The organism is Okeania sp. SIO2F4 (genome assembly GCF_010672385.1).
In the GTDB taxonomy this organism is placed as follows: domain Bacteria; phylum Cyanobacteriota; class Cyanobacteriia; order Cyanobacteriales; family Microcoleaceae; genus Trichodesmium.
Genome location: NZ_JAAHGT010000463.1, coordinates 1 through 7,524 on the forward strand (window position 1 = coordinate 1; position 7,524 = coordinate 7,524).

General features: G+C 36.4%; 6 protein-coding genes. 4 read left to right on the plus strand and 2 right to left on the minus strand.

The window, feature by feature from the left end:
- Positions 1-736 (plus strand): hypothetical protein (locus F6K22_RS24810; protein ID WP_293104096.1); only part of this gene is annotated, 736 nt, incomplete at its 5' end.
- Between the two features lie 1,275 nt (positions 737-2,011).
- On the opposite strand, the gene recJ is transcribed toward F6K22_RS24810, so the two are convergent.
- Complete coding sequence (gene recJ, locus F6K22_RS24815) at positions 2,012-4,057, minus strand: single-stranded-DNA-specific exonuclease RecJ (protein ID WP_293104098.1); 2,046 nt, start codon at positions 4,055-4,057, stop codon at positions 2,012-2,014.
- Between the two features lie 100 nt (positions 4,058-4,157).
- Here recJ and F6K22_RS24820 point away from each other — a divergent pair, with 100 nt between their 5' ends.
- From F6K22_RS24820 to F6K22_RS24825, 3 genes are all read left to right on the plus strand, one after another.
- Entirely contained in the window at positions 4,158-4,628 is a 471-nt protein-coding gene (locus F6K22_RS24820) for a tetratricopeptide repeat protein (RefSeq protein WP_293104100.1), read from the plus strand.
- Positions 4,629-4,708: 80 nt separating this feature from the next.
- Positions 4,709-4,804: a tetratricopeptide repeat protein gene (locus F6K22_RS42475; RefSeq protein ID WP_363274367.1), complete on the plus strand. Its 96-nt coding sequence runs from the start codon at positions 4,709-4,711 to the stop codon at positions 4,802-4,804.
- A 308-nt stretch (positions 4,805-5,112) separates the two neighbouring features.
- A complete protein-coding gene (locus F6K22_RS24825) occupies positions 5,113-5,469 on the plus strand; it encodes a tetratricopeptide repeat protein (RefSeq protein WP_293104102.1) in 357 nt (118 codons plus the stop codon).
- 266 nt (positions 5,470-5,735) lie between these two features.
- Here the strand turns inward: F6K22_RS24825 and F6K22_RS24830 are convergent, their stop codons facing one another.
- Positions 5,736-6,449, minus strand: a complete 714-nt coding sequence (locus F6K22_RS24830) for an ABC transporter ATP-binding protein (RefSeq protein ID WP_293104104.1) — start codon at positions 6,447-6,449, stop codon at positions 5,736-5,738.
- Positions 6,450-7,524 lie beyond the last annotated feature (1,075 nt).

Sequence of the window (7,524 nt, forward strand, 5' to 3'; positions counted from 1 at the left end):
TCGTATGGAAGTGATAAAAAAACTTATCCCGAATCCAGATGAGTATCAGCCAAATGGAACAGCAGAGAAAATATGCCAACAGTTGAAGAGGAAATATTACCATAAGGAGTGGCTCGTTGTTGTGTACAGACCTTACGACCCACCTAGTTATAACGGAAATAAACAAAAATATAATGCAGAGCATTGGATGGTAGGAAAGAATTACGTGTTTCATTATAATCTGAGAAAAGTCAACGTAGTAGTAGCATGGCGAAGAGAACAAAGTTTTGCCAATGTGCCAGACAAGTTTAAATCATTGTATGCAACTTTTGACAGTAGTAGTAAGGAGTATGACCCAGCAAACCAAGGTTATGCGGTGGGACTCGCAGGACGACTAGCAGATAAGTATTTTGAGATGGCGAATGGGCAATATGCATCAAATGTGTATGTGTACTTCCATAAAATGTTTTATGAAGACCAAAAGTTTAATGGAGTAGCGTTATGGGTAACTCATTACGACTCTAGGTGTTTCGATTATAGTATATACGGAAATTACCATAACCTAGCCTTAATGAAAGTAGGCAATGGAACAGCCGCCCATTGGACGGGGATACCTTTTAAGCAAAATGGAAACCCAGCGGTTTTATTTACGCAATTTGAAATGAAGCGTTACCCTAGTTTGTTTAAGAAGGCGAGGCTAGATGCAAACTTAATAATCTTTGACGATCATCTAAAGACAATAGGACAATTGTATTAAAAATAGAAAATATCACACATTAAGTATAAGGAGAAGATATTAGGACTTACGCATAAACTATATTTATAGCGTTCAAAACTATAACGTTATAGTTTTTAAACTCTATATATAGTACCTTTGCGTAAGTTCTGGATACCTTAATTTCTAATAACCCTACTCCCTACTCCCCATAATAAGACTTTACAGAAGATTCCCCTTTGACAAAAAAGATACAGCAGATTCCAAGTACATGAAGTACAGAACTGCTTTAGGCCAATTTTCATGCACCTAATTTCAATCCGTAAGCTCCGTGCCGATCTAGCACTACATCAGCATGACGTTCAAAACCAAGTCAATGCTTAGTACGCAACTGTTAAAAGTGGTAAGTAGAAAAATTTAGAGGAAGTTCGCAGAATTTATTATTGCTCTATACGCAATAGTAGGAAAATTTCACTACCCATCTCTTCTTTTGGAGTGCTTCAGAGAATGAATTAACTATTACTCTATACGCAATAGAAGAAAAATTGCACTATCCATCTCTGCCCTTCGGGTGCTTCAGAGAATGAATGTATTATTGCTCTATACGCAATAGAAGAGAAATTGCACCATTCATCTCTGCCGTCCGGGTGCTTAATAGAATGAATTTATTATTGCTCTATACGCAATAGAAGAGAAATTGCACCATTCATCTCTGCCGTCCGGGTGCTTAATAGAATGAATTTATTATTGCGATATACGCAATAGAAGAAAAATTTCATAACTCATTGCCTCTGGTCGGGTGCTTCAGCAAATGAATTTATTATTGCGATATACGCAATAGAAGAAAAATTTCATAACTCATTGCCTCTGGTCGGGTGCTTCAGAGAATAAATTAACTATTGCGTATATCGCAATAGTAGAAAAATTGCACTATTCATCTCTTTCGCCTGGGTGCTTCAGAGAATGAATGTATTATTGCTCTATACGCAATAGTAGAAAAATTGCACTATCCATCTCTTCCGGTCGGGTGCTTCAGAGAATGAATGTATTATTGCTCTATACGCAATAGTAGAAAAATTGCACTACCCATCTCTGCTGGCGGGGTGCTTCAGAGAATGAATGTATTATTGCTCTATACGCAATAGTAGAAAAATTGCACTACCCATCTCTGCTGGCGGGGTGCTTCAGAGAATGAATGTATTATTGCTCTATACGCAATAGTAGAAAAATTGCACTACCCATCTCTGCTGGCTGGGTGCTTCAGAGAATGAATGTATTATTGCTCTATACGCAATAGTCAGAAATTTTCACTATTCATCAATTGAGATTTAAAGCATTCATAGCTGCCTTAATTAAATGAAAAAAACGAGGTTGAGAAACATCAACTTCTTGAGCATTATTTCGACTTTTTCCTAATAAACCAAATTTATTTCCCTGTTGAATAGCTAAGACTTCCCCACGAGAATTTCTAATTCTTAATTCCTTTATATTTCCTATTTGATAAAGACTGCAAGTGTAGAGACGATCGCCGTAATAAAAATCCACCTTTTCAGGTTGAATAGATGAGTCTTGCTGAAGATAAATTTCCCTAGATAAACGTAAACCAACTAACTCTAATTCAATATTAGTTTGATAATTCCAAGTATTTTTCCGTAACTGATAAGCAATATCAACCAAAGTCGGTAGAGGAAAATAATCACCCCAACGCCAAGCGATCGCCTGAATTTCTTGTTCTCCTTTAACCAAAGTCAACCTAATATGACCTTTACCAACAATTCTTTGTTGAATAACTCGTACATTCCCAGTCCAAAAAATAGGAGATTTATTTTCAATTCCACAGGGATGAAGTAAATCTATTTGCCGAAACAAATCAAAATTAAGTTCTAGAAAATCTGCTTCAGCATCAATACTAATTAACGGTTTTAAATGATGAATTTCCAAACATTGATGAGCAAACTCACTCAAACGAGAAGCAAATTTATCTAAATTTTCTCCAGGCAAAGAAAAACCACCCGCTGCCTTATGACCACCGTATTTTCCCAACAAATCATCGCAAAATTGTAACGCCTCAAAAACATGAAATTCAGGAATACCACGAGCAGACCCCCGAACAGTATTTTCTTCCTCCTGATAACTCCCAATAAAAACAGGCACCCCATAACGTTCCACCAACCGAGAAGCAACAATACCAATAACTCCATGATGCCATCCTGGTTGTACCACTACCAATACCCTTTCTTGGTGCAAATTTATCTGACTTTTCTCACACCAAGCGATCGCCTCTTCCTCAATTTCTAAACACAACTCTTGCCGTCGTTGATTAATGTCTTGACACTGTTTCGCCCTAGTTTCCGCCACTTCTTTATCATCCGTCGTTAAAAGTTCAATCACAATTTGTGGGTCAGCAATACGTCCGACCGCATTAATACGCGGACCGAGACGAAACCCAATATCATCAGGTTTAAGGGATTTTTGATTATTAGTTTGTTTCAAATTTCCTTGCTCTTGTGCTTTAACATCAGACACTTGAATTAAAGCTTTTACTCCCGCTAACTGGGAGTGAGGCAAAAGTTGTAACCCTCGTTTCACCCACCGACGGTTTACCCCAGTTAAGGGTGCTAAGTCAGCAATGGTACCAAGAGTGAATAATTCTAAAAGAGGTTTAATTAAACCTTGGAGTTTTCCGAGACGTTGTGCTAGAGATACTGCCAAAATATAAGCAACTCCCACACCAGCAACACCACGATAAGGAGAATTTTCTGAGATAAGTTTAGGGTTAAGGATAGCATTAGCAGGTGGTAGATTAGGTGGAATGTCGTGATGGTCGGTAATAATGACATTTAAACCAAATTGGCGAGCAATAGCAATAGGTTGATACGCAGCAATACCATTATCTACAGTCAGGATGAGACTAACTCCTTCTTGATGAAACTCTTCGACAATACGTTCATTGATACCATAACCTTCCTGCATCCGACTAGGAATAGCATAGTCAACTTTTGCCCCTAGGTGTTTGAGACTACGCAGTAATAAAGCAGTGCTGGTCATACCATCTGCATCATAGTCGCCACAGATAGCAATTTTTTGCTTTTGGGAAATAGTGGTTTGTAATAAATTTAGACTAATATCTAAGTCGTGAAATTCTTGTATTGGAGAAGGTAATGTTATTGAGTCAGGGTCTAAAAATGCTTGTGCTTTTTCCATAGTAGAAATATCACGGTTAATTAGTGTTTGAGCTATTAAGGGTAATATTTCTAAACTTGTAGCTAGTTGTTGGGTTGTTTCTGGTTGCTGTGGATATATTAGCCATCTTTGGTTAGGTAGTTTTTGCTGTTTGGCTTGGGAGTGAGATTTATTTTGCACAGTATTTTTAATTCAAAAGTTAATAATTTGGCAGTTTATAATTAATTCTTTGTACCAGAATAACATTGTGAGAAGATAATTTTTGGTGGAGGATGGAAAAATGCTGAAAAGTTTAAGAATATGGAAATTTTTAGGAGTAATATTGCTGCGCAACGTTTATGTAATATCTTTAATTGGGATAACCACACCTCATCATCTTTTAGCCCAAACCACTACAGAAAATTATGCTGCTGTTAGTGAGGATCAGATTATTAATAATGACTCGGAAAGTCAAAATACTTCTGTTTATTTTAATCGGGGTATTGATAAATATAATCAAAGAGATTTTCCAGGAGCTTTGAGTGATTTTACTAAAGCTATTGAACTAAGACAAGATTTTATTGAAGCTTATTACAATCGAGGTATTTTGCGAATTGATTTAGGAAATTATCAAGGCGGAATTGCTGATTTTTATAATGTGATTAATCTCGACTATAGTCGAACCGAAGCTTATTATAATCGGGGAAATATTAGAAGTATTAGCGGAAGTTGGGAGATTATTCAGGGGCAATTGCCGATTCTTCTCAAGTAATTTACCTGAAACCTAATAATGCTCAAGCATATTTTAATCGGGGTATTACGAGGGTATAATTAGGAGATAAACAGGGGGAGATTGTTGATTACGATCGGGCAATTAAACTTAAACCAAATTATGCGGAAGTTTATCTAAATAGAGGTAATATTCGTAAGCATTCAGCAGTCAGCTAGCCTCTTGCCTCCTCCGGAGGAGCTGCGCTAACAGAGGAGCTTTGCTAACGCTAACGCTAACAGCTATCAGATCAGATATCAGCTTGATGACCTTGAAAGGAGAAAAAAGCAATTTTATCAAAGCTTCAGAGTAGGAATCTCTGGTTGAGAATGTAGTAGAAATTAAATGAATGCTTCCTTGATTCATTAGACATCTCCAATCATCAAAAATCCCATCAATTATCCCACAGCAATTATTAATTCTTTCCCCCTACTCCCTACCCCTACTCCCTCTTTTATGGAGCTGATAGCTGACCGCTAATAGCTGAATGTTTACTAATATTTTGCAAACTTTGGGAGATTTTTATCAGGCAATTAAATTCAATAATAAATTAGCAGATGCTGATAATAATAGAGGTAATTCGCGCCGTTCGTTGGGAGATAAACAGGGGGAAATTGTTGATTACGATCGGGCAATTAAACTTAAATCAAATTATATTGAATTACAGCCTAATTTTGCTAATGCTTATGAAAATATTGGGATCATATATCAGCAATTAGGCAATTTGAACAAAGCTTTAGAATATTTACGAAAACCTGCTGAATTATTTGAGCAAGAAGATAAAAATTATGAGTCTAAAAGAGTCAAAGAAGTGATCGATAAAATTGAGGGGGATTTTCATTAATTGATAATGGATAATTAACTCTGGTTAAAACCGTAGGGGAATTGAATATAAATAAATATTATTTCTTTTCTTGGTCGATTGGATATGGCGAACTTCGGAGCGGTTCTGTAAGAGCGGGAAACCTCGCCATCCATCGACCACTTTTTCCCCTTGAAAGGGGAGGCTAATAATTATTAATTATTCGGTAAGATTAAATCAATTTAACTATGAATTAGCTTTCAGATAACAAAAAGCTGATTGCTAATAGCTGAGTGCTGACTGCTACTTCAAACCAAATATTGCCATAGTAAATCTGGGTCAGAACGTAATGTCTCAATTTTTCCATGCCATCGAATTTTTTCCCCATCTAAAACATAAACTCGGTCAGCTAATTCTAGAGCAAAAGCAATATTTTGTCCTGTAATTAACATTGTTTTTCCCAGACTTTTTAAACGCTTAATTACCTCTTGAATTCTTTGTACTAAAACTGGTGCTAATCCTTCTGTTGGTTCATCCATTAATAAAAGTTTGGGATTACCCATTAAAGTTCTGGCTACAGCCAACATTTGTTGTTGCCCACCGGAAATATTTCGTGCTAGTTGAAACTGTAGATTCTTCAATTCGGGAAAATCTGTATAAGCTTCACTCAAACTATAAGTATTCGTAGCATCTTTTTTCCATGCCACTTCTAAATTTTCTGCCACTGTTAAATTAGGAAATACTCGTCTACCTTCGGGAACTAATCCTAATCCTAGATCAGCTATTTTCCAACTAGGTAAACCAAGCAATTCCAGATTATTAAATAGAATACTTCCTTGTTTCGGCGGATTAATTCCCATCAGACTTAATAAAAGCGTAGTTTTTCCTACTCCATGTCTACCCACTAATACCACGACTTCCTCTGAATAAATTTCTAAATCAATCCCTTGCAAAATGTGACTATCTCCATAATAAGTGTGGAGGTTGGTAATAGTTAAAATAGGAGGATTTGGATTAGACATTTGATTATAATAGGACTTACGCACCTGCAACGTATTTTTCTCATTGCGACCGATAGGGAACTAATATTAAGGGTTCCACGAGATTGCTTCGGCTAAATTAATGGTTTTTCCCAGAGATTAACTTATACCAATTTTAAAAAAGAATGCTATGCTTGAGTGAAACTTCAATTATTAAATAATTAATACAAGTCAATAACTTTTCTGTTTTTTTTAATTAGTTAGTATTAATTATTGTTATGTTTACTTCTCCGTAGGGACGTTGCATGCAACTTACTACTCAATAAATTGTAGCAAACATTTATCAAACTGCTATTATTTAATCACCACCTCGCTGCGGACAGTATTAAATTCTACTCTCCGCAGCGAGGGGGAATATTAACCCCCGATATTAATATACCCAAGTCATTGCGACCGATAAGGAAATAATCTCAAAGGTTGCATGAGATTGGGTTGGCTAAATTAATGGTTTTCCCTCTTAATAAAGAATCTACTTCCTCCGCTGTTATACCAAATTGAAAAAAGAATGTTACGAATAATAAGGGCGATAAAAAGACTTTACAATAGATTTTTCTTTGACGAATTCGATAAGTTATGAACTAAGAAATGGCATCTAAGCTATTAATTATGACTCGGTCCGACTGACTTCCCCTCCACCGGAGGGGTTAGGGGTGGGTTGACTCAAACAAAAATCCCCTAGCTATTTGCAGCAAACATTTATCAAAATGGTATTAGTGACCCTCATCACCCCAAAAATTGTGCATCTACTTTACACAAGTTGCTCTTTGCATAAACTGCCAGTTAATGTGCAAGAAAATGCACGTCCACCCATAGCAACAAGGTTTTTTGTGATAAATCATTCACATTATCGCACTTCGTCAAATTTTAGGAGATGATTAAAGCATAGAAACATTTGATAAATCCTTCTCTTTGAGTTGACTGTCAATTGTTGTTTGTGTGTGTTTTATGTTCGCTTTTACGCCCTAATAGGCGTTTTTTTTTTGTTGACACTGAAACCCCTCAAAACTCAATATCATCTCCATAAATGTCTCGGCTATTTGATTTTGAAAGTCAACCA